General features: G+C 31.3%; 1 protein-coding gene. It reads right to left on the reverse strand.

Translation table 11 applies throughout. The features are described 5' to 3' along the window. Positions 1-36: 36 nt before the first annotated feature. On the reverse strand, positions 37-291 hold a 255-nt coding region (locus tag J1E28_RS07740; RefSeq protein ID WP_291028463.1), incomplete at its 5' end, for a hypothetical protein.

Consider the following 291-nt stretch of genomic DNA (forward strand, 5'->3'; position numbering starts at 1 on the left):
CAAGAGCCATACAAGCCACAATAATATGAACGAGCATTATAAATCCTCCAATTCATCGATTTTTTTATTGATGAGTCTTGATAAGAATACTATCGCTATTCCTAAAATAATCATAGCAAAAAAGCCCAATATCAAGAGCCATACTTCTATTTTTGAATAATTTGTAACACTCCAGCCAATGATAGCCAAAAAAGTTGCTACCGCAATTCCTAGCCAAAATTTAAGTATAGCTATTTTTTCCTTTGCTTTGTCTATTTTGCTCAAAAATAGTATTTCCCTTACTTTTTCATA

Source organism: Helicobacter sp., from assembly GCF_022511165.1.
In the GTDB taxonomy this organism is placed as follows: Bacteria; Campylobacterota; Campylobacteria; order Campylobacterales; family Helicobacteraceae; genus Helicobacter_C.